The sequence below is a fragment of the Agromyces capsici genome (assembly GCF_058349965.1).
The window spans coordinates 504277-524064 of the sequence record NZ_JBYRET010000002.1; the positions used below are offsets into that span (position 1 = coordinate 504277).

The following is a 19788-nucleotide window of genomic DNA, read 5'->3' on the forward strand; positions in this document are numbered from 1 at the left end:
CATCCCCATCCCCACACGACGGAGCAGCATGTCTGAAATCAGCGCCGAGCAGGTCGCACATCTCGCGAACCTCGCTCGCATCGCGCTCACGGAGGAAGAGATCGGCCACCTCACGACGGAACTCGGCCAGATCATGCAGGCGGTCGAGAAGGTGAGCGAGGTGGCCACACCCGACGTGGTGCCCACCAGCCACCCGATCCCGCTGCACAACCCGCTCCGCGAGGATGTCGTGGGCGACGTGCTCACGATGGAGGAGGCGCTCTCGGGCGCCCCCGAGCGCGACGGCGACCGGTTCGTCGTGTCGGCGATCCTGGGGGAGGAGCAGTGAGCGACCTGATCCGCCTGAGCGCCGCCGACCTCGCCGCGAAGCTCGCCGCCGGCGAGGTCTCGTCCGTCGAGGCGACGCGTGCGCACCTCGACCGCATCGCCGCCGTCGACGGCGCCGTGCACGCGTTCCTCCACGTCAACGAGGCCGCACTCGAGACCGCCGCCGACGTCGACCGCCGCCGCGCGGCGGGCGAGGAACTCGGCCCGCTCGCCGGCGTCCCGATCGCCATCAAGGACGTGCTCGTCACCACGGGCATGCCCTCGACGTCGGGTTCGCGCATCCTCGAGGGCTGGATCCCGCCCTACGACGCCACGCCCGTGCGCAAGGTCCGCGAGGCCGGCATGGTGCCGCTCGGCAAGACAAACATGGACGAGTTCGCCATGGGTTCCTCCACCGAGCACTCCGCATACGGTCCGACCCACAACCCGTGGGACCTCGAGCGCATCCCCGGCGGCTCGGGCGGCGGGTCCGCCGCCGCGGTCGCCGCGTTCGAGGCCCCCGTCGCGCTCGGCAGCGACACGGGCGGCTCGATCCGCCAGCCCGCGCACGTCACCGGCACGGTCGGCACCAAGCCCACCTACGGCGGCGTGAGCCGCTACGGCTCGATCGCACTGGCCTCCTCGCTCGACCAGGTCGGCCCGGTCAGCCGCACGGTGCTCGACGCCGCGCTGCTGCACGACGTGATCGCGGGGCACGACCCGCACGACCAGACCTCCATCCCCGATCCGTGGCCGTCGATGGCCGAGGCGGTGCGGCGAGCCGATGTCTCGGGGCTGCGCATCGGGGTCGTGAAGGAGCTCGACACCGACGGCTTCCAGGCCGGCGTGCGGCAGCGCTTCCATGAGGCGCTCGAGCTGCTCGCGGCGAACGGCGCCGAGATCGTCGAGGTCGGTGCGCCCAACTTCGAGTACGCGATCGCCGCGTACTACCTGATCCTGCCCGCGGAGGCGTCCTCCAACCTCGCCAAGTTCGACTCGGTCCGCTTCGGCCTCCGCGTCACGCCCGAGGGCGGCGGCACCGTCGAGGAGGTCATGGCGGCCACGCGCGAGGCGGGCTTCGGGCCCGAGGTCAAGCGCCGAATCATCCTCGGCACCTACGCCCTCTCAGCCGGGTACTACGACGCCTACTACGGCAGCGCCCAGAAAGTGCGCACGCTCGTGCAGCGCGACTTCGACGCCGCGTTCGCGAAGGTCGACGTGCTGGCCACCCCGACCGCGCCGACCACGGCGTTCAAGCTCGGCGAGAAGCTCGACGACCCGCTCGCGATGTACCTCAACGACGTCGCGACGATCCCGGCGAACCTCGCGGGCGTCCCCGGCATCTCGCTGCCCGCGGGCCTCGCTCCGGAAGACGGCCTGCCGGTCGGCATCCAGTTCCTCGCGCCGGCGCGAGAGGATGCCCGGCTCTACAACGTGGGTGGGGCCCTCGAGGCGCTGCTCGTCGACCAGTGGGGTGGCCCGCTGCTCGAGAAGGCGCCCGACCTGTCCACCCACGAACTCATGGCGACCGAGGAGGGCGTGGTCTGATGGCGCGCGCGGCACTGATGGACTACGACGAGGCCCTCGAGCGCTTCGAGCCGGTGATCGGCCTCGAGGTGCACGTCGAGCTCAACACGGCGACGAAGATGTTCTCACCGGCCCCGAACCCGGCGAACAGCGCGAACCACGACGCCGCGCCGAACACGCTCGTCGCACCCGTCGACATGGGCCTGCCGGGTTCGCTGCCCGTCGTCAACGGCACCGCGGTGCGGTACTCGATCTCGCTGGGCCTCGCGCTCGGCTGCTCGATCGCTCCCTCGAGCCGGTTCGCGCGGAAGAACTACTTCTACCCCGACCTCGGCAAGAACTACCAGATCTCGCAGTACGACGAGCCGATCGCGTTCGAGGGCTCGGTCGAGGTCGAGCTGGAGAACGGCCGCACGTTCCAGGTCGCCATCGAGCGCGCCCACATGGAGGAGGACGCCGGCAAGCTCACGCACGTGGGCGGCACGACGGGCCGCATCCACGGCGCCGAGTACTCGCTCGTCGACTACAACCGTGCGGGTGTCCCGCTCGTCGAGATCGTCACCAAGCCCATCGTGGGAGCCGAGGCGGATGCGCCGGCGCTCGCTCGCGCGTACGTCGCCGCGATCCGCGACATCGTGCTCTCGCTCGGCATCTCCGAGGCGCGGATGGAACGCGGCAACCTGCGCTGCGACGCCAACGTCTCGCTGCGCCGTCGTTCGGCGCCGGGCGAGCCCGTCGAACCCTTCGGCACGCGCACCGAGACGAAGAACGTCAACTCGATGCGCTCGGTCGAGCGCGCGGTGCGCTACGAGATCCAGCGCCAGGCGGCGATCCTCGCCGACGGCGGCACGATCACGCAGGAGACTCGGCACTGGCACGAGGACACCGGCACGACCAGTCCCGGCCGCCCGAAGTCCGACGCCGACGACTACCGCTACTTCCCCGAGCCCGACCTGCTGCCGGTCGAGCCCGACCCGGCGCTCATCGAGGAGCTGCGCGCGGCGCTGCCCGAGCCGCCGGCCGCCCGTCGCCGTCGCCTGAAGTCGGAGTGGGGCTTCACCGACCTCGAGTTCCAGGACGTCGTCAACGGCGGTCTGCTCAACGAGGTCGCGGCCACCATCGCCGCGGGCGCGACGCCCGCGGCCGCGCGCAAGTGGTGGACGGGCGAGCTCACCCGCCTCGCCAACGCGCAGGGCACCGATGCGGCCGAGCTGGCCGAGCCGGCGCACGTCGCCGAGCTCGCGGCACTCGTCGACGAGGGCACGCTCACCGACCGCCTCGCCCGCCAGGTGCTCGAGGGCGTCGTCGCGGGCGAGGGCTCGCCGCGCGAGATCGTCGACGCACGAGGGCTCGCGGTCGTCTCCGACGACGGCGCGCTGATCGCAGCGATCGACGACGCGCTGGCCGCGCAGCCCGACGTGCTCGCGAAGATCCGCGACGGCAAGGTGCAGGCCGCGGGCGCGGTCATCGGCGCGGTCATGAAGGCCATGCAGGGCAAGGCCGACGCGGCCCGCGTGCGCGAGCTCGTGCTCGAGCGCGCCGGCGAGGGGTAGCTCGGCCCGACCTGAGCGGATGCCGCGGCGCGTCGTCGTGCCGCGGCATCCGCCCGCTTCCCAGCGGGTTCATGGCGGGCGCCGGTACGCTGGCGACCCCTACGAGAGTGAGGACATCATGGGATTCCTTGACCGGCTCTTCGGCGGCGGCGACGACCGCACCCGGCCCGCACCGTCGGTGCCCCAGGCACCGCAGCAGCGCCGTCTCAGCGAGGACGAGCTCGCGATCGAGCGCTACCGCTACCTGCTGCGCACCGCGCCGCCCGAGTCGATCGAGGCGGTGCACGCCGAGGCGTTCGCGAAGCTGACGCCCGAGCAGCGGCAGCAGGTGTATCGTTCGCTCGCCGAGCAGGCACCCGCAGGCGAACGCATCGCCTCCGACGACCCGCAGTCGCTCGCTCGCGCCGCGACGCGCCAGGAGCTGCGTCAGCCCGGCTCGATGGAGCGCGCCTTCGCCGGCGCGCCCGCCGGCGGCGCGGGGTCCGGGCGCCCGGGCGGGCCGTCGTTCGGCTCGATGGTCGGCAGCTCGCTGCTCGGCACCGTGGCCGGCGTCGTCATCGGCTCGGCGATCGCGCAGGCGTTCCTTCCCGACCCGGCGGCGTTCGACGCGGCCGGCGCCGAGGGGGCGGATGCCTCCGGCGATGCCGGGGCGGACTCCGGCGGCGACTGGGGCGGCGATTCCGGCGGCGACTGGGGTGGTGGCGGTGACTTCGGCGGCGACTTCGGCGGCGGCGATTTCGGCGGCGGCGATTTCGGCGGGTTCTGATCGCCACGACCGCGTCGGTCGTGACCGCTAGGGTCGCTGCATGAGCAAGCAGGACGGCTCGTCGCGCCAGGTCACGACCGGCCCGGTCGACGACTCGGCCACACCGATCCTGCACGTCGACATGGATGCCTTCTTCGTCTCGGTCGAGTTGCTGCGGCGGCCCGAACTGCGCGGCAGGCCCGTCCTGGTCGGCGGCACCGCGGGGCGCGGCGTGGTCGCGGCCGCGAGCTACGAGGCGCGTCGCTTCGGGGTGAACTCGGCGATGCCGATGTCCGTCGCCCTGCAGCGATGCCCGAACGCGGTCGTGCTGCGGGGCGACTACGCGCGCTACGCCGAGTACTCCGACCGGGTCATGACGATCTTCCGCGAGCTGACGCCGCTCGTCGAACCGCTCTCGATCGACGAGGCGTTCCTCGACGTCTCCGGGGCGCGGCGGCTGCACGGCACGCCCGCCGAGATCGCGTGGACGATCCGGCGCCGAGTGCGCGACGAGACCGGGCTCACCTGCTCGGTCGGCGTCGCCGCGAGCAAGTACGTCGCCAAGGTCGCCTCCTCGCGGGCGAAGCCCGACGGCATGCTCGTCGTGCCCGCGAGCGAGACCGTCGCGTTCCTCCACCCGCTGCCGGTCTCGGCGCTGTGGGGTGTCGGCCGGGTCACCGAGGAATCGCTGCTCAAGCTCGGGCTGCGCACCGTCGGCGACGTGGCGGAGATGCCGGCCGACGCGCTGACCCGCGCGGTCGGGCCGGCGCTGGCCGCCCGCCTCTCGCGCCTCGCCAACGGCATCGACCCGCGGGATGTCGAGACCCGCCGGGTCGAGAAGAGCATCGGGCACGAGACGACCTTCCACCACGACCTGGTCGACCCCGACGAGATCGCGCGCGAGCTGCTCCGCCTCGCGACCGACGTCGGCGTCCGATTGCGCAAGGCGGCGCAGCTCGCGCGCACGGTCACGCTCAAACTGCGCTACGGCGACTTCACCACCGTGACCCGTTCGCGCACCCTCGCCGAGCCGACCGATGTCGCGCGCCGCATCTACGAGGAGGCGCTGGTGCCGCTCGGCGAGCTCGTGGGCGACGGGCGTCGCGTCCGGCTCATCGGCGTGCGCGCCGAGCAGCTCCGCGCCGCGGGCGACGGCGCGCCGCTGTGGGACCCCGACGAGGACTGGCGCGACGCCGAGCGCACGATCGACGAGGTCGTGCGGCGCTTCGGGCGCGGTGCGGTGCGGCCGGCGTCGCTCGTGCGGCCCGACGCGCCCGGTCCGCTGCCGACGGCCGGCACCGGCTGGGAGCGCGATGAGGCCGACGAGCGCGCGTCGCGCCCGCCGCGGCGATCCGGCCCTGCCGACGGCCCGGTGCCGCCCGGAGCGCGCGCCTTCTCGTGACGCGAGGGGCCGCGGCATCCGTCAAGGCCCTTTCGAGGCCGAGGCCGCGGCCGGTAGCGTGGCGGCATGGCTGATTTCGTGCTCGAGCTCGCAGACAAGGTCGCCGGGGTTGGCGTTCGCACCTCGTACGCCGAGAAGGTGCAGATGGGCGGCGTCGACCTGGTTCCCGTCGCCCTCGGCGGCTACGGCTTCGGCGGCGGCTCGGGCAGCGCCCCCGAGCAGGGCGAGGGTTCGGGCGGTGGCGGCGGCGGATGGTCGGTGCCGCTGGGTGCGTACGTGAGCCGCGGCGGCGACGTGCGCTTCGAGCCGAACATCCTCGGGCTGCTGATCGTCGCGATCCCGCTCGTCGCCGTCACGGGGAAGGCGCTGAGGCTCATCATCCGCGCCCTCAAGCGCTAGCCCGACGGGGCTCGCGCCGACCCGCCCGCCGCGTCATGCGGCGCACGGCGGGCGTATACTCGTGGTCGAACACGGGAGTCCGGTGAGCCGGGCTGAGAGGAAGGTTCTCAACCTTCGACCGTCGAACCTGATCTGGGTCATGCCAGCGCAGGGAGGGCAGAGATTCTCATCTCCCGTGCCGCTTTCCACGAGACGAAAGGGCACGAACAGTGCACGAGACATCCAGCGGCACCGACCGCACCACCGCCGCAACCGACCGCGCGGCATCCGAGCACCAGGCCTCGACCGCCGCACCCGAGGCGCCCGCGCGACGCACGCGCTGGCGCGTGGTCGACATCGTCGTCGCGAGCGTCATCGGCGTCGCGACCGGCCTGGTCTTCCTGTTCTGGAACAACGTCGGGTACGCGTGGTTCAGCGCGGCCGACGCCGTCACGCCGGGCCTCGGTGGCATCGCGGTGGGCATCTGGCTCATCGGCGGCGTGCTCGGCGGCCTGATCATCCGCAAGCCCGGCGCCGCGCTCTACGTCGAACTGCTCGCCGCGATCGTGTCGGCCCTGGTCGGCAACCAGTGGGGCATCGAGACGATCTACTCGGGCCTCGCCCAAGGCCTCGGCGCCGAGCTCGTCTTCCTCGCAGGCGGCTACCGCCGGTTCGGCGTGGTGACGGCGATGCTCGCCGGCGCCGCGGCGGGCCTCGCGGCGTGGACGCTCGAGCTCTTCCTCTCCGGCAACCTGCAGAAGTCCGCCGAGTTCCTCGCCCTCTACCTCGGCACCGTCGTGGTGTCCGGCGCGATCCTCGCGGGCCTGCTCGGCTGGGTCGTCGTGCGCGCGCTCGCGGCCACGGGCGCCCTGAACCGGTTCGGCGCCGGACGGGACGTGACCGGACGGGTCTGAGCGTGAACCACTCCGCCGGTCTCGCCGGCCCCGCCCGCGTGGACGCCACCGGGTGGGGCTGGCGGCACGCCGGTCGCCGCCGCCACGCGCTGCAGGGCATCGACCTCGTCGTCGAGCCGGGCGAGCGGGTGCTGCTGCTCGGGCCGTCGGGCTCGGGCAAGTCGACGCTGCTGCACGCCCTCGCCGGCGTGCTCGGCGGCGACGACGAGGGCGAGCAGGCCGGTTCGCTCCGGATCGACGGGCGGCCGGCGGCCGCCGCGCGCGGGCGCGCGGGGCTCGTGCTGCAGGATCCGGATTCCCAGGTCATCCTCGCGCGCGTCGGCGATGACGTGGCCTTCGGGTGCGAGAACCTCGGCGTGCCGCGCGAGGAGACGTGGCGCCGTGTCGCCGAGGCCGTCGAGGCCGTCGGACTCGACCTGCCGCTCGACCATCCGACCGCGCGGCTCTCGGGCGGGCAGAAGCAGCGGCTCGCCCTGGCCGGCGCGATCGCGATGCGGCCCGGCCTGCTGCTGCTCGACGAGCCCACCGCGAACCTCGATCCTGCGGGCGTCGCCGAGGTCCGCGAGGCCGTCGAGCGCGTGCTCGACCGCACGGGCGCGACGCTCGTGGTCGTCGAGCATCGCGTCGAGGTCTGGCAGCACCTCGTCGACCGGGTGGTCGTGCTCGGCGGCGATGGGGCGCTCATCGCCGACGGCGCGCCGTCCGACGTGCTCGCGGCGCGCGCCGCCGAGCTCGCCGCCGCGGGCGTCTGGGTGCCGGGTGTCCCGCTCGGGGTGCCGACATCGACGGATGGCGCGGCCGCCGGTGGCGCACCGATGCTCGCGGCACGCGAGCTCGCCATCGGTCGCGCGCGCGGCACCATGCTCCACGAGGGTCTCGACCTGACGCTCCCGGCCGGCACCTCGAGCGTGCTCACCGGTCCGAACGGTGCCGGCAAGTCCACGCTGGCCCTCACCCTGGGCGGCCTGCTCGAGCCGCGGGGCGGCTCCGTCGTGGCGGCCGCCGCGCTCGCCCGCGGGCTCGGCACGTCGCCCATCCGATGGCGATCGCGCGACCTGCTCACCCGCATCGGCACGGTCTTCCAGGAGCCCGAGCACCAGTTCGTCGCCGCGACGGTCCGCGGCGAGATCGCCGTCGCGCCGCGTGCCCTGCGCCTGCCCGAGCACGAGGTCGATGCGCGCGTCGACGAGGTGCTGACGCGCCTTCGGCTCGACCACCTCGCGGCCGCGAACCCGTTCACGCTCTCGGGAGGGGAGGCCCGGAGACTCTCGGTGGCGTCCGTGCTCGCGACGCGCCCCGACGTCGTGATCCTCGACGAGCCGACGTTCGGCCAGGATCGCCTCGGCTGGGTCGAGCTCGTGCGCCTGCTCCACGAGCTGGTCCGCGGCGGGACGACGCTGCTCTCGGTCACGCACGACCTCGCCTTCACCGCCTCGCTCGGCGCGCAGCACCTCACGCTCGAACCGCACGACGCACGCGACCACGCCGGGAGCCGATCGTGAGCGCGCACGAACTCGTGGCGGCCGGGGCCGGAGCCGGGGCCGCATCCGAGCCGACGCTGCGGTTCGTCGACCGGGTGAATCCGGCGACGCGCCTCGCCGCGGCCATGGTGCTCACCACGCCGCTGCTCCTCACGGTCGACTGGGTGAGCGCCGCCATCGCGCTCGTGATCCAGCTCGTGCTGTTCGCGATCGCGGGGGTGACGCCGGGGCTGCTCGTGCGTCGCACCTGGCCGATCCTCATCGCGGCGCCCCTCGCCGGACTCAGCATGCTCCTCTACGGCCAGCCGTCCGGCACCGTGTACTGGGAGTTCTGGCTCGCGCGGATCACCGACGGCTCGATCGAGCTGGCGATCGCCGTGACGGTGCGCGTGCTCGCGATCGGCCTGCCCGCCGCGCTGCTGTTCATGCGGGTCGACCCCACCGACCTCGCCGACGGCCTCGCGCAGGTGGCGCGCCTGCCCGCGCGGTTCGTGCTCGGCGCGCTCGCGGCGACGCGGCTCGTGGGCCTGTTCGTCGAGGACTGGCGGGCCATGTCGCTCGCCCGCCGAGCGCGGGGGATCGGCGACCACGGCGCGGTCCGCCGCGCCGCGACGATGGCCTTCGCGCTGCTCGTGCTCGCGATCCGGCGCGGCACGAAGCTCGCGACGGCCATGGAGGCGCGCGGCTTCGGCGCCCACATCGAGCGCACCTGGGCCCGGCCGTCTCGGGTCGGTGCGCCCGATGCGGCGCTGCTCGTGATCGCGGCCGCGATCGCGGCGGTCGCGATCGCCGGGTCCGTCTGGGCGGGGACGTTCCATCCGGTGTGGGCGTGATCGGCGGTCGCGTGCTGGCACTCGAGCCTGCACTCGCCGCGGTGCGACGTGCCGCGGCGGCGTCGCGCCATCCGCTCGTGCTCGTCGACGGGCCCAGCGGGGCCGGCAAGACGACCTTCACCGGGGCGCTCCTCGCCACGTGGGCCGGCGCGGCCCCGATCGTCGTGCGCGTCGACGAGGCGATCCCGGGATGGCGCGGCCTCCGTCGCGGCGCCGGCACGCTCGGCGTCTCGCTCGTCGAGCCGCGCGCCCGCGGAGGCGTCGGCGTGGTGCACCGGTGGGACTGGGTCGCCGACCGCGCCGGCGGCGAGGCGTGGGTCCCACCGGGCCCGCCGATGGTGATCGACGGCTGCGGCGCGTTCCTCGCCGGAAACAATCGGCGCGATGCCGTGCGGGTCTGGCTCGACGCGCCGTACGCCGAGCGCCGCCACCGGGCGCTCTCGCGCGACCAGGGCACGTTCGACCCGTACTGGGACGACTGGGAGGCGGACTGGCGTCGCTACCTCGGCCAGGTGCGCCCCGGTCGCCTCGCCGCCGTCCGGGTCCGGCTCGGCCGTCCGGGCCAGCGCGGCGCATGACCCCACCGGCCTCGCGGGACTACGGTGGGGTCATGGCAGATGCATCGACCTACGTGGCGGAGTTCCTCGACGGCCCACTCGAGGGGGACTTCGAGCAGCGGGCGCTCGTCGGGGGCAAGCCCGAGCAGCGCATCGGCATGGTCGCCGCGGTCGACGGCCTCGAGTCGCTGTTCTGGTACGAGGCGGTCGGCGAGCACGAGGTGAACGGCCAGCTGCGCGTGCGCTTCCGGTTCGACGCCGCGGACTCCGACCCGGTGGAGTACGACCAGGAGAACGACTGAGGCCGAGCCTCAGGCGTTCCCGTCGAGGAACGCTCCGATCAGCTCACCGGGGTGGGTGAGTCGCCACAGCGGCCCCGGGTCGCGGATGGCCTCGTCGAGCTCGAGTGCCGAGCTGATGTCCCGTTCGCCGAGTCGCACCGTCACCGTGCCCACCTGGCGGCCGGCCGCCGCCGTCGTGAACGGCTCGACGTCGACCGTGGCGGCGTCCGGCGCGGCGCCGAACGCGGCATCCGTCCGTCCGGCCGCGGCGATGAGCTGCGCGCGGTCGCCCCACGCAGACTCCACCTCGCCGTACGGCGCGCCCGCGGCGATGATCTCCACGGGTGCCGACGCGGCCTGCATGCTCTCCACGGCAGCGAGCACGGCGGGGTCGAGGGTCTCGTAGTCGTCGACCCCGGTCATCGCCCCGACCATGCGCCGTGCCTCATCGGCGACCGTGATCTCGGATGTGAACACGAACGACAGGGCCGCCTCGTCGGTGTAGCTGCGGCTCATCGCCCGGATGCCGTCGCCGTCGAGGTGGGCGATGACGTCGGGGATGCGGCGCTCGTCGGCCGCGAGCGGTCCGTCGTCGCCCGTGAGCATCGCGCCGAGCGCGGGATCGGCGAGGACCATCCCCGCGAGGCGCGCGAGCTCGCTCGCGGTGCCGACGTTCTCGCCGGAGAGGCCCGTGGCGTCGGCCACCCGCAGCGTGTCGAACCCGTGCTCCTCGAGCCATCCGTTCGCCTCGCGCACGTAGTTGTCGAGGCTCCCGTACGCCCAGGTCGCGAGCGTGTCGGCGTGGTTGTTGCTCGACGCGAGCACGACGGCACGGAGCACGTCGCGCTGGCTCCAGGTCTCGCCGGGGGAGACCTGCAGCACGCGTGACCCCTCGCTCTCGTAGCGGACGTAGGTCGAGTAGTCTTCGGCGCCGATCGGGATGTCGGGGCCACCTGTGCCGTCGGCGAGGGGGAGCGAGTCGACCGTCACGAGGGCCGTCACGAGCTTGGCGGCGCCGCCGATGGGCGCGGCCGCCCCATCGGCGGCCGAGGCGACGAGCTCGGCCTCGCCGGCGTCGTCGATGAGCGCGACGGCCGAGGCGCCGTCGGCGGGAAGGGCCACCGAGGCCGGAGCGGGCGGCGCGGCCACCTGCCCCTCGTCGACGCGGACGTCGACCGCCGGGAGCGGGCCGAGCAGCATCGCCGGGCCGTACACGCCGACGGCGAGGATCGCGAGCGTGCCGACGGCGATGCCGACCACGCGAGCGGGGGAAGGGCTCATGCGATCAGGCTAACGCGGGACCGGTCACGCCCAGCCGAGCTCGTGCAGCCGGTCGTCGTCGATGCCGTAGAAATGCGCGATCTCGTGGACCAGCGTGACGTGGATCTCGTCGCGGAGCTCCTCCTCGGTCTCGGCGACGGCGAGCAGCGGCTCGCGGTAGAGCATGATCCGGTCGGGCATCTCGCCGAACCCGTACCGGTCGCGCTCGGTGAGCGCGGTGCCCTCGTAGAGGCCGAGCAGGTCGAGCGAGCCGTCCTCGGGGCGGTCTTCCACGACGAAGACGACGTTCTCGAGGCCGTCGACCATGTCGTCGGGGAGCTCGTCGAGCTCATCGACCACGAGCTGCTCGAAGGCCTCGGCATCGAGTTCCACGGGCGGCTCCGTTCGGGAGTCATGGGGGTGAGTAACGGGGCTTGAACCCGCGACCTCGTTGAAGGTATTGCACCACAACCAGGCGCTCATTGGGGTGAGTAACGGGGCTTGAACCCGCGACCTCCTGGACCACAACCAGGCGCTCTACCAACTGAGCTATACCCACCATGCGCGACCGCGTCTCCGCGATTCGCAACCCTACGAGATTACACCACGTTGGGGGTCGTCGTTGACACGGGGCCGGGCTCCGCCGCCGCGTCGAGCCCGGCATCGGTCGCGACCTCGGCCGCGATCGCCTGCAGCTCCTGGCTGGTGGGGCCGGGATCGGCCACGAACACCGCCCGACGGTAGTACTGCAGCTCGCGGATCGACTCGAGGATGTCGGCCAGGGCGCGGTGACTGCCGTCTTTCGCGGGCGCGTTGAAGTAGGCCCGCGGGTACCACCGCTTCGCGAGCTCCTTGATCGAGGAGACGTCGACGTTGCGGTAGTGCAGGTGCGCGTCGAGGCGCGGCATGAACCGTGAGATGAACGCCCGGTCGGTGCCGATCGAGTTGCCCGCGAGCGGGGCCCGCTGCTCGTCGGGCACGTGCTTGAGCACGTACTCGAGCACCTCGTACTCGGCTTCGGCGACCGAGACGCCGTCGGGGATCTCGTCGATGAGGCCCGACTCGGTGTGCATCGCCCGAACGAAGTCGCTCATGGCCTCGAGCGCGCTCGCGTCGGGCTTGATGACGATCTCGATCCCGGCGTCGACGGGGTTCAGGTCGTAGTCGGTGATGACGACCGCGATCTCGACCAGCTCGTCGACCTCGAGGTCGAGCCCGGTCATCTCGCAGTCGATCCAGACCAGTCGGTCACTCGAGGAAGCCATGCCGCGAGTCTAATCGCGCGCCCCGACACGGGGCGGGCGCGCGTGCCGCGAGCGTCGCAGGACGCTGCGGTATCGTGGTGGCGATCGGCCCTCGTAGCTCAGCGGATAGAGCAGGAGCCTTCTAATCTCTTGGTCGCAGGTTCGATTCCTGCCGAGGGCGCCGAGGATTCCCCGTCCGGACCGTGAGGGCGGCGAGCGGGAACACCAGGACCGACAACAGGCCGGCGCCGACGAGCGCGGCGGCCATGCCGGGGTCCAGGTCGCCGGCGTCCACGCCGAGTGCGGTCACCGCCACGATGATCGGCAGGCCCGTCGCCCCGAAGAAGCCCGTCGACACCCGCTCGCGCATGCTCGACCCCGGCGGGGCAAGCAACGCCGTGGGGATTCCGCGCGTGACGAGCAGGAGCACGGTGAACAGCGGCAGCAGCAGCAGCGTGCGGCCGTCGGAGACGAGTGCGTGCAGGTCGAAGGTGATGCCCGTGTTGATGAAGAAGACCGGCACGAGCAGGCCGAAGCCGACCGCTTCGATCTTCGCCTCGGTGACCTCCGCCTCGTGGTCGGAGGCGCCGGCCAGCAGGAGCTTGCCGAGCACTCCCGCCGCGAACGCGCCGAGCAGCATGTCGATGCCGAGGAAGATCGAGAGCGCGACCAGCGAGAGCAGCACGAACATCACGAGCCGCACCACGAACTGGCCGCTCGTGTGCAGGCTCGCCTCGATCGCGCGGTGCAGCCGCACGCCATCGCCGCGCGAGGCGAAGGTCATGAGCACTCCGGCGATCGCGGTGAACGCGATGAGCACGAGCGCGGCATGCAACGGCGTGCGCCCGCTGAGGAAGAGCGAGATGGCCAGCAGGGGTGCGAACTCGCCGACCGCCCCGATGGCGAGGATCGACACGCCGAACGGCGTGCCGAGCATCCCGGCGTCCCGGAGGATCGGCAGCAGCGCGCCGAGGGCCGTCGAGGTCAGGGCGACGGCCACGAACGCGGCGCCGGCGCTCGGTTCGATGAGCAGGCCCAGGCCGATCGCGACGGCGAGCGAGACGAGCCATCCGATCCCGGCGCGCACGATGGGCGTGCCGCGGATCGCCGAGAAGTCGATCTCGCGCCCGGCGAGGTAGAACAGCATCGCCAGGCCGAAGTCGGCGAACAGCCCGATGAACGCGTCGGACTGGACCCAGTCGAGCACGTCGGGGCCGAGCACGATGCCGAGCACGATCTCGAACACCACCAGCGGGATCGCCAGCCACCGTCCCACGGCGCGCGTCGCGAGCGGCGCGATCGCGGCGATCGCGGGGACGAGCACGAGCGTGGACAGGTCGACGGTCACGCGGAGCCCCCTTCCTCGCGTGTTGGTCGGCATGCTAGCCGACCGTGGGCGGCCGCGGCGGGCGCGCGCACGCGACATCCGCTCGTCACATGCGTGCCGTAGGGTCGTGGCATGCGCGACCTCCAGGCCCGGATCATCGAAGAACTGCATGTCGAAGCCGTCGTCGACCCGGCCGAGCAGGTGCGCCGGCGGGTCGACTTCCTGAAGGACTACGTCGTCGCGTCGGGCTCGAAGGGCCTCGCGCTGGGCATCAGCGGCGGGCAGGATTCCTCGCTGGCCGGCCGACTCTGCCAGCTCGCCGTCGAGGAACTCGCGGCCGACGGGCGCCCTGCGCGGTTCGTCGCGGTCCGGCTGCCGTACGGCGTGCAGCGCGACGAGGCCGACGCGCAGCTCGCGCTCGACTTCATTCGGCCCGCCGAGGTCGTCGACTTCAACATCAAGGGTGGCGTCGACGGGCTCGCCGCGGAGTTCGATGCCGCGCTCGGCGCGCCGATCAGCGACTTCGGCAAGGGCAACGTGAAGGCCCGCATGCGCATGGTCGCCCAGTACGCGCTCGCCGGCGAGGCCGGCCTGCTCGTGGTCGGCACCGACCACGCGGCCGAGGCGGTCACGGGCTTCTTCACGAAGTACGGCGACGGCGGCGCCGACCTGCTGCCCCTGTCGGGCCTGACCAAGCGTCAGGGCCGGTCGATCATGGTGCACCTGGGCGCGCCCGAGCGCCTCTACGAGAAGGTGCCGACGGCCGACCTGCTCGACCACCAGCCGGGCCAGTCCGACGAGGCGAACCTCGGACTGCGCTATTCCGATATCGACGAGTTCCTCGAGGGCGGTGAGATCGCCCCGGCGATCGCCGAGAAGATCGAGGCGCGCTTCCTCCAGACCCGACACAAGCGCGCCGAGCCGGTCACGATGTTCGATGCGTGGTGGCGCGGCTGACGCGAGGCACCGCGCGGGTGCCCGCGCGCTGCGGCCGACCTGACGCTCAGTCGGCCGTGACGGCCGGGTCGCGCTGAGCGACCGGACGGCGATCGGTGTCCGCGTCGGCCAGGTCGTCGGTCGCATCGGCCGGCTCGACCACGGCGGGCGTCGCCTCCGGCAGCGTCGTCGCCTCCGCCAGCGGCGTCGCGGCGTAGCGGTCGTGGTGCTGCTCGGCCACCCACGAGTCCTGTGCGGTGGCGATCGTCTGGCCGGGCTCGTCCTTCTGCATGCGCCAGCGGTCGAGGTCGTTCTTGAAGTCGCGGCGCGTGCGAGACGGATGGCGCTGCCACTCGAGCATCCGCTCGCGGAACTCGACCACGGCGGGATCGAGCTGGTAGCCGAACGTCGCCGACGCACGCTTGAGCTCGTGCAGCTGGTGCGAGGCCCAGTCGGCCGCGACATCCGCGCCCTTGATCGGCAGCAGGCGCACCTGGATGTCGGCCTGGCCGACGGATCGGTCGACGAGAACCTGCTCCTGCGGGGTGAGCGAGTTCCACACCGAGGCCTCGGTCGCCGCGTCGACGAGCGCGGCCACGGCGGAGTTGCGCAGCTCGCGGTCGCGCTGGCGGATGATCCCGCGTACGGCGCGCCGCGCGATCCACGCGGAGAGCAGCCCCGCCGCGACGAGCGAGACGAAGATCACCGCGGCCGCGAACAGGATCGGGCGTGCGGCATCCGAGAGGAGCCAGGCGACGAAGTCATTCCACCACTGCATGAGCGAAGGCTAGCGTCGCGCGCGTCCGCCGCGACGGAGGCCTCGCGGCGTGCCTCCGGCGCGGCGACACGGCGGCAGGTCGGCCTCAGCCGAGTGCGGTACCGTGCGCGGCGTACGGCTCGATCGCCGCGATCTCGTCGTCGGTCAGCGCCGCGGCGTCGAGCGCTGCGACGTTCTGCTCGAGCTGCGCGACGCTGGAGGCGCCGATGAGCGCGCTGGCGACCTGCGGCACGCGCAGCACCCACGAGAGCGCGAGCTGCGCGAGGGACTGGCCGCGCGCCAGCGCGAGGTCGTTCAGTGCTCGGGCGCGCTCGAGGTACTCCTCGCTGATCCGGTCGGCGGGGAGGAAGTGGCTCGTGGCCGCGCGCGAACCGGCGGGCACGTCGCCCGAGAGGTAGCGGTCCGTGAGCAAGCCCTGCGCGAGCGGCGAGAACACGATCGCCGAGGCCCCCACCTCGTCGAGGGCGGGGAACAGGCCCTCCTCGATGTGCCGGTCGAACATGGAGTACCGGGGCTGGTGGATCGTCAGCGGCACCCCCTCGGCGGCGAGCGCCTCCGCGGCGCGACGTGTCTGCTCGGGCGAGTAGTTCGAGACGCCGACGTAGAGCGCCTTGCCCTGTCGCACCGCGTGCGCGAGCGCCCCCATGGTCTCCTCGATCGGCGTCTCGGGGTCGGGGCGATGCGAGTAGAAGACGTCGACGTAGTCGAGTCCCAGACGCCCGAGGCTCTGGTCGAGCGACGCGAGGAGGTTCTTGCGCGAGCCCCACTCGCCGTACGGGCCGTCCCACATCAGGTAGCCGGCCTTCGACGAGACGATGAGCTCGTCGCGGTACGGCTTCAGGTCGGTCGCGAGGAGGCGACCGAAGTTCTCCTCGGCGCTTCCGGGCGGCGGGCCGTAGTTGTTGGCGAGGTCGAAGTGCGTGATGCCGAGGTCGAACGCGCGGCGGACGATGGCGCGTTGCGTGTCGAGGGGACGGTCGTGGCCGAAGTTGTGCCAGAGCCCGAGCGAGAGCGCGGGGAGCTTCAGTCCGCTCCTCCCGATGCGGTTGTAGGCCATGCGGTCGTAGCGGTCGGGAACGGCGACGAAGGTCATGCGGTTAGCCTATGGCGATGGAGAGCTTCGTTCTGGCCGGCGGCTGCTTCTGGTGCCTGGATGCCGTGTACCGCACGCTGCGCGGCGTGCACGACGTCGTCTCGGGCTACACGGGCGGGTCGCTCCCGAACCCGTCGTACGAGCTGGTCTGCACCGGGGCGACCGGGCATGCCGAGGCGGTGCGCGTGGACTTCGATCCCGACGTGATCCCGCGCGAGGTGATCCTCGACGTGTTCTTCACGCTGCACGACCCGACGCAGCTGAACCGGCAGGGCGCCGACGTCGGCACCCAGTACCGTTCGGCGATGTTCTTCGACGGCGACGCGCAGCGCGAGCGGTTCGAGGCCGCGCGCGAGCGTGCCGCCGAGTGGTGGCCGGGCGAGGTCGTCACGACGATCGAGCCGCTCGGCGAGTTCTTCGACGCGGAGGAGTACCACCAGGACTTCTTCGCCAAGAACCCCGGCCAGGGCTACTGCCTCGCGGTCGCGCTGCCGAAGGTGAACAAGATCCGGCGCTCGTACGCCGACTACGTCGTCGCCTGACCCCTCCTCGACAGGCCGACACCGCTCCCGATCGTCCACGGCCGCACGACCGGGCCGGCGGACGTCGCGGTGCCGCCGCCACGCTGTGGGAAGCGGCATCCGGGGTCGTTCCGGCACGAGGGCCCCGGATGCCGCGAGCCGCCGATCCGCGGCGGCGCCGACTCCGAGGAGCACACCACAATGACCGACCTCATCACCGTGACCGGTGTCGTGGGCAGCGACCCGCGACCCACCGTCACCCCTGCCGGACTCTCGATCACCAACTTCCGGCTCGCCTCCACGCGGCGGTACTTCGACCGCGCCACCGGGCAGTGGACCGACGGCGAGACCAACTGGTACACCGTCTCGACGTTCCGGCAACTCGCGCTCAACACCGCGACGTCCATCCGCAAGGGCGAGCGCGTCGTCGTGCACGGCCGGCTGCGTCTTCGCGAGTGGAGGACCGAGGAGAAGTCGGGCACCGCGATCGAGATCGACGCCGACTCGGTCGGCCACGACCTGGCCTGGGGCACGACGGTGTACGCGAGGACCTCCGCCGCGGCGCGCGCCGCCGACACGGCCGAGTCCCTGCCGCCGGGAGACCGCGAGTCCGAGGTCGCCTCGCCCGTCGACGCCTGGAGCACCCCTGCCGTCGGGTGGGGCATCGACGCCGCTTCGAACGACGACTCCCGTTCCGAGGTCGTCGGCGGGACCGACGCGCTCCCGCAGGTCGATCCCGACGACCTGGCCCTGGATCGGGTCGACGCCTGACGCCCACCGCCCTGCCGCTATTCGACTCGGCCGACGTTGCGGTGACCCGGGCCGGTCCGAGCGCCGGCGGGCGCGCGTTCATCGACGCGCTCGCCGCCGCCCGGATCCGACCGGCCGGCGCCGGGCGGGCGACACGGCGCCGTCCGCCCGGCCGCGGGCTGTCCGGTGGGCCGCACTCGCCCCGTAGACTGGTGGCAAATGGCGGATTACATCTATTCAATGGTGCGCGCCCGCAAGGCGGTCGGCGACAAGGTCATCCTCGACGACGTGACGATGGCGTTCCTGCCCGGTGCGAAGATCGGCGTCGTCGGTCCCAATGGCGCTGGCAAGTCCACGATCCTCAAGATCATGGCCGGCATCGACCAGCCCTCCAACGGCGAGGCGCGGCTCAGCCCCGGCTACTCGGTCGGCATCCTGATGCAGGAGCCCGAGCTCGACGAGTCCAAGACCGTGCTCGAGAACGTCCAGGAGGGCGTCGGGCCGATCAAGTCCAAGGTCGACCGGTTCAACGAGATCTCGGCCGCGATGGCCGACCCCGACGCCGACTTCGACGCGCTGCTCGCCGAGATGGGCACCCTGCAGGAGGAGATCGACGCCGCCGACGCGTGGGACCTCGACTCGCAGCTCGAGCAGGCGATGGACGCGTTGCGCTGCCCGCCGAGCGACACCCCGGTCTCGGTGCTCTCGGGCGGTGAGAAGCGCCGCGTCGCGCTGTGCAAGCTGCTGCTGCAGAAGCCCGACCTGTTGCTGCTCGACGAGCCCACCAACCACCTCGACGCCGAGAGCGTGCTCTGGCTCGAGCAGCACCTCGCGAAGTACCCCGGCGCGGTGCTCGCGGTCACCCACGACCGGTACTTCCTCGACCACGTCGCCGAGTGGATCTGCGAGGTCGACCGCGGTCGCCTCTACCCGTACGAGGGCAACTACTCGACGTACCTCGAGAAGAAGGCCGAGCGACTCCAGGTCCAGGGCAAGAAGGACCAGAAGCTCCAGAAGCGCCTGAAGGACGAACTCGAGTGGGTCCGCTCGAACGCCAAGGGCCGTCAGGCCAAGTCGAAGGCGCGACTGGCCCGCTACGAGGAGATGGCTGCGGAGGCCGAGCGCACGCGCAAGCTCGACTTCGAGGAGATCCAGATCCCGGCGGGTCCGCGACTCGGCGACGTGGTGCTCGAGGCCAAGAAGCTGCAGAAGGGCTTCGGCGACCGGCAGCTCATCGACGGCCTCGGCTTCTCGCTCCCGCGCAACGGCATCGTCGGCATCATCGGCCCGAACGGCGTCGGCAAGACCACGCTGTTCAAGACGATCGTCGGCCTCGAGCCGCTCGACGGGGGCGACCTCAAGATCGGCGAGACCGTGAAGATCTCGTACGTCGACCAGTCGCGCACCGGCATCGACCCGAACAAGACCCTGTGGGAGGTCGTCTCCGACGGGCTCGACTACATCCAGGTCGGCAAGACCGAGATCCCGAGCCGCGCCTACGTGTCCACATTCGGGTTCAAGGGGCCCGACCAGCAGAAGCGCGCGGGCATCCTCTCGGGCGGTGAGCGCAACCGGCTGAACCTCGCGCTCACGCTCAAGCAGGGCGGCAACCTGCTGCTGCTCGACGAGCCCACCAACGACCTCGACGTCGAGACCCTCTCGAGCCTCGAGAACGCGCTGCTCGAGTTCCCCGGCTGCGCCGTGGTCATCACGCACGACCGGTGGTTCCTCGACCGCATCGCGACGCACATCCTCGCCTACGAGGGCACCGATGAGGACCCGGCGAACTGGTACTGGTTCGAGGGCAACTTCGAGGCGTACGAGGCCAACAAGGTCGAGCGGCTCGGCCCCGAGGCCGCGAAGCCCCACCGTTCCACGTACCGCAAGCTCACGAGGGACTGA

The 19788-nt window shown here is 72.3% G+C and carries 21 protein-coding genes, 2 tRNA genes and 1 riboswitch; of the genes, 16 read left to right on the top strand and 7 right to left on the bottom strand.

Annotated features, from left to right (window positions below; translation table 11 throughout):
* Positions 1-28: 28 nt before the first annotated feature.
* The 11 genes from gatC (at position 29) to AC3RKB_RS16145 (ending at position 9998) form a co-directional block, all read left to right on the top strand.
* Positions 29-328, top strand: coding sequence for an Asp-tRNA(Asn)/Glu-tRNA(Gln) amidotransferase subunit GatC (gatC, locus tag AC3RKB_RS16095; RefSeq protein ID WP_491437258.1), 300 nt, complete (start codon positions 29-31; stop codon positions 326-328).
* Complete coding sequence (gatA, locus tag AC3RKB_RS16100; protein WP_491437259.1) at positions 325-1854, top strand: Asp-tRNA(Asn)/Glu-tRNA(Gln) amidotransferase subunit GatA; 1530 nt, start codon at positions 325-327, stop codon at positions 1852-1854. The genes gatC and gatA overlap by 4 nt, the downstream gene beginning before the upstream one ends.
* The gene (gene gatB, locus AC3RKB_RS16105) at positions 1854-3386 is read left to right on the top strand and encodes an Asp-tRNA(Asn)/Glu-tRNA(Gln) amidotransferase subunit GatB (RefSeq protein ID WP_491437260.1); all 1533 of its coding nucleotides are present in this window, start codon (positions 1854-1856) and stop codon (positions 3384-3386) included. Before gatA ends, gatB begins: the two co-directional genes overlap by 1 nt.
* 118 nt (positions 3387-3504) lie before the next feature.
* The gene (locus AC3RKB_RS16110) at positions 3505-4152 is read left to right on the top strand and encodes a hypothetical protein (RefSeq protein ID WP_491437261.1); all 648 of its coding nucleotides are present in this window, start codon (positions 3505-3507) and stop codon (positions 4150-4152) included.
* Between the two features lie 40 nt (positions 4153-4192).
* Positions 4193-5533: a DNA polymerase IV gene (locus AC3RKB_RS16115; RefSeq protein ID WP_491437262.1), complete on the top strand. Its 1341-nt coding sequence runs from the start codon at positions 4193-4195 to the stop codon at positions 5531-5533.
* Between the two features lie 66 nt (positions 5534-5599).
* Positions 5600-5932, top strand: coding sequence for a hypothetical protein (locus tag AC3RKB_RS16120; RefSeq protein ID WP_491437263.1), 333 nt, complete (start codon positions 5600-5602; stop codon positions 5930-5932).
* Between the two features lie 61 nt (positions 5933-5993).
* Positions 5994-6103: riboswitch (TPP riboswitch) on the top strand.
* A gap of 38 nt (positions 6104-6141) precedes the next feature.
* Positions 6142-6825 carry an ECF transporter S component gene (locus AC3RKB_RS16125; RefSeq protein ID WP_491437264.1) on the top strand — a complete coding sequence of 228 codons (684 nt, stop codon included), beginning with the start codon at positions 6142-6144 and terminating at the stop codon, positions 6823-6825.
* Positions 6826-6827: 2 nt separating this feature from the next.
* Positions 6828-8327, top strand: coding sequence for an ABC transporter ATP-binding protein (locus tag AC3RKB_RS16130; RefSeq protein WP_491437265.1), 1500 nt, complete (start codon positions 6828-6830; stop codon positions 8325-8327).
* A 14-nt stretch (positions 8328-8341) separates the two neighbouring features.
* Complete coding sequence (locus tag AC3RKB_RS16135; RefSeq protein WP_491437869.1) at positions 8342-9139, top strand: energy-coupling factor transporter transmembrane component T family protein; 798 nt, start codon at positions 8342-8344, stop codon at positions 9137-9139.
* Positions 9136-9717, top strand: coding sequence for a nucleoside/nucleotide kinase family protein (locus AC3RKB_RS16140; RefSeq protein ID WP_491437266.1), 582 nt, complete (start codon positions 9136-9138; stop codon positions 9715-9717). Before AC3RKB_RS16135 ends, AC3RKB_RS16140 begins: the two co-directional genes overlap by 4 nt.
* Before the next feature lie 32 nt (positions 9718-9749).
* The gene (locus AC3RKB_RS16145) at positions 9750-9998 is read left to right on the top strand and encodes a hypothetical protein (RefSeq protein WP_491437267.1); all 249 of its coding nucleotides are present in this window, start codon (positions 9750-9752) and stop codon (positions 9996-9998) included.
* Positions 9999-10007: 9 nt separating this feature from the next.
* Here AC3RKB_RS16145 and AC3RKB_RS16150 read toward each other — a convergent pair whose 3' ends face one another.
* The 4 genes from AC3RKB_RS16150 to orn all read right to left on the bottom strand — a co-directional run bounded on the left by AC3RKB_RS16150 (position 10008) and on the right by orn (position 12502).
* Positions 10008-11258, bottom strand: a complete 1251-nt coding sequence (locus AC3RKB_RS16150; protein WP_491437268.1) for a serine hydrolase family protein — start codon at positions 11256-11258, stop codon at positions 10008-10010.
* A 24-nt stretch (positions 11259-11282) separates the two neighbouring features.
* Entirely contained in the window at positions 11283-11630 is a 348-nt protein-coding gene (locus AC3RKB_RS16155; protein ID WP_491437269.1) for a metallopeptidase family protein, read from the bottom strand.
* 90 nt (positions 11631-11720) lie between these two features.
* Positions 11721-11796 (bottom strand) — tRNA-His (locus AC3RKB_RS16160).
* 40 nt (positions 11797-11836) lie between these two features.
* Positions 11837-12502, bottom strand: a complete 666-nt coding sequence (gene orn / locus AC3RKB_RS16165) for an oligoribonuclease (protein WP_491437270.1) — start codon at positions 12500-12502, stop codon at positions 11837-11839.
* A gap of 87 nt (positions 12503-12589) precedes the next feature.
* Here orn and AC3RKB_RS16170 point away from each other — a divergent pair.
* Positions 12590-12662: transfer RNA gene (locus AC3RKB_RS16170), tRNA-Arg, on the top strand.
* Here AC3RKB_RS16170 and AC3RKB_RS16175 read toward each other — a convergent pair.
* Positions 12624-13979, bottom strand: a complete 1356-nt coding sequence (locus AC3RKB_RS16175; RefSeq protein ID WP_491437870.1) for a cation:proton antiporter — start codon at positions 13977-13979, stop codon at positions 12624-12626. The genes AC3RKB_RS16170 and AC3RKB_RS16175 overlap by 39 nt on opposite strands.
* On the opposite strand from AC3RKB_RS16175, the gene nadE reads away from it, so the two are divergent.
* Positions 13941-14765: an NAD(+) synthase gene (gene nadE / locus AC3RKB_RS16180; protein ID WP_491437271.1), complete on the top strand. Its 825-nt coding sequence runs from the start codon at positions 13941-13943 to the stop codon at positions 14763-14765. The two genes, AC3RKB_RS16175 and nadE, sit on opposite strands and share 39 nt — an antisense overlap.
* A 46-nt stretch (positions 14766-14811) precedes the next feature.
* Here the strand turns inward: nadE and AC3RKB_RS16185 are convergent, their stop codons facing one another.
* Positions 14812-15522 carry a hypothetical protein gene (locus AC3RKB_RS16185; protein ID WP_491437272.1) on the bottom strand — a complete coding sequence of 237 codons (711 nt, stop codon included), beginning with the start codon at positions 15520-15522 and terminating at the stop codon, positions 14812-14814.
* A gap of 85 nt (positions 15523-15607) precedes the next feature.
* Entirely contained in the window at positions 15608-16615 is a 1008-nt protein-coding gene (locus AC3RKB_RS16190) for an aldo/keto reductase (RefSeq protein WP_491437273.1), read from the bottom strand.
* A 17-nt stretch (positions 16616-16632) separates the two neighbouring features.
* On the opposite strand from AC3RKB_RS16190, the gene msrA reads away from it, so the two are divergent.
* The 3 genes from msrA (at position 16633) to ettA (ending at position 19788) form a co-directional block, all read left to right on the top strand.
* Complete coding sequence (gene msrA, locus AC3RKB_RS16195) at positions 16633-17157, top strand: peptide-methionine (S)-S-oxide reductase MsrA (protein ID WP_491437274.1); 525 nt, start codon at positions 16633-16635, stop codon at positions 17155-17157.
* A 180-nt stretch (positions 17158-17337) separates the two neighbouring features.
* Positions 17338-17907 carry a single-stranded DNA-binding protein gene (locus tag AC3RKB_RS16200; RefSeq protein ID WP_491437275.1) on the top strand — a complete coding sequence of 190 codons (570 nt, stop codon included), beginning with the start codon at positions 17338-17340 and terminating at the stop codon, positions 17905-17907.
* Between the two features lie 198 nt (positions 17908-18105).
* On the top strand, positions 18106-19788 hold the full coding sequence (gene ettA, locus AC3RKB_RS16205; RefSeq protein WP_491437276.1) for an energy-dependent translational throttle protein EttA: 1683 nt from the start codon (positions 18106-18108) through the stop codon (positions 19786-19788).

What these genes read in the sequence shown, in the direction of transcription:
- gatC (WP_491437258.1), top strand. Translation starts at nt 29, where the DNA reads ATGTCTGAAATCAGCGCCGAGCAGGTCGCACATCTCGCGAACCTCGCT.
- gatB (WP_491437260.1), top strand. Translation starts at nt 1,854, where the DNA reads ATGGCGCGCGCGGCACTGATGGACTACGACGAGGCCCTCGAGCGCTTC.
- AC3RKB_RS16110 (WP_491437261.1), top strand. Translation starts at nt 3,505, where the DNA reads ATGGGATTCCTTGACCGGCTCTTCGGCGGCGGCGACGACCGCACCCGG.
- AC3RKB_RS16115 (WP_491437262.1), top strand. Translation starts at nt 4,193, where the DNA reads ATGAGCAAGCAGGACGGCTCGTCGCGCCAGGTCACGACCGGCCCGGTC.
- AC3RKB_RS16120 (WP_491437263.1), top strand. Translation starts at nt 5,600, where the DNA reads ATGGCTGATTTCGTGCTCGAGCTCGCAGACAAGGTCGCCGGGGTTGGC.
- AC3RKB_RS16145 (WP_491437267.1), top strand. Translation starts at nt 9,750, where the DNA reads ATGGCAGATGCATCGACCTACGTGGCGGAGTTCCTCGACGGCCCACTC.
- AC3RKB_RS16150 (WP_491437268.1), bottom strand. Translation starts at nt 11,258, where the DNA reads ATGAGCCCTTCCCCCGCTCGCGTGGTCGGCATCGCCGTCGGCACGCTC.
- orn (WP_491437270.1), bottom strand. Translation starts at nt 12,502, where the DNA reads ATGGCTTCCTCGAGTGACCGACTGGTCTGGATCGACTGCGAGATGACC.
- nadE (WP_491437271.1), top strand. Translation starts at nt 13,941, where the DNA reads ATGCGCGACCTCCAGGCCCGGATCATCGAAGAACTGCATGTCGAAGCC.
- AC3RKB_RS16175 (WP_491437870.1), bottom strand. Translation starts at nt 13,979, where the DNA reads ATGCAGTTCTTCGATGATCCGGGCCTGGAGGTCGCGCATGCCACGACC.
- AC3RKB_RS16185 (WP_491437272.1), bottom strand. Translation starts at nt 15,522, where the DNA reads ATGCAGTGGTGGAATGACTTCGTCGCCTGGCTCCTCTCGGATGCCGCA.
- AC3RKB_RS16190 (WP_491437273.1), bottom strand. Translation starts at nt 16,615, where the DNA reads ATGACCTTCGTCGCCGTTCCCGACCGCTACGACCGCATGGCCTACAAC.
- msrA (WP_491437274.1), top strand. Translation starts at nt 16,633, where the DNA reads ATGGAGAGCTTCGTTCTGGCCGGCGGCTGCTTCTGGTGCCTGGATGCC.
- AC3RKB_RS16200 (WP_491437275.1), top strand. Translation starts at nt 17,338, where the DNA reads ATGACCGACCTCATCACCGTGACCGGTGTCGTGGGCAGCGACCCGCGA.
- ettA (WP_491437276.1), top strand. Translation starts at nt 18,106, where the DNA reads ATGGCGGATTACATCTATTCAATGGTGCGCGCCCGCAAGGCGGTCGGC.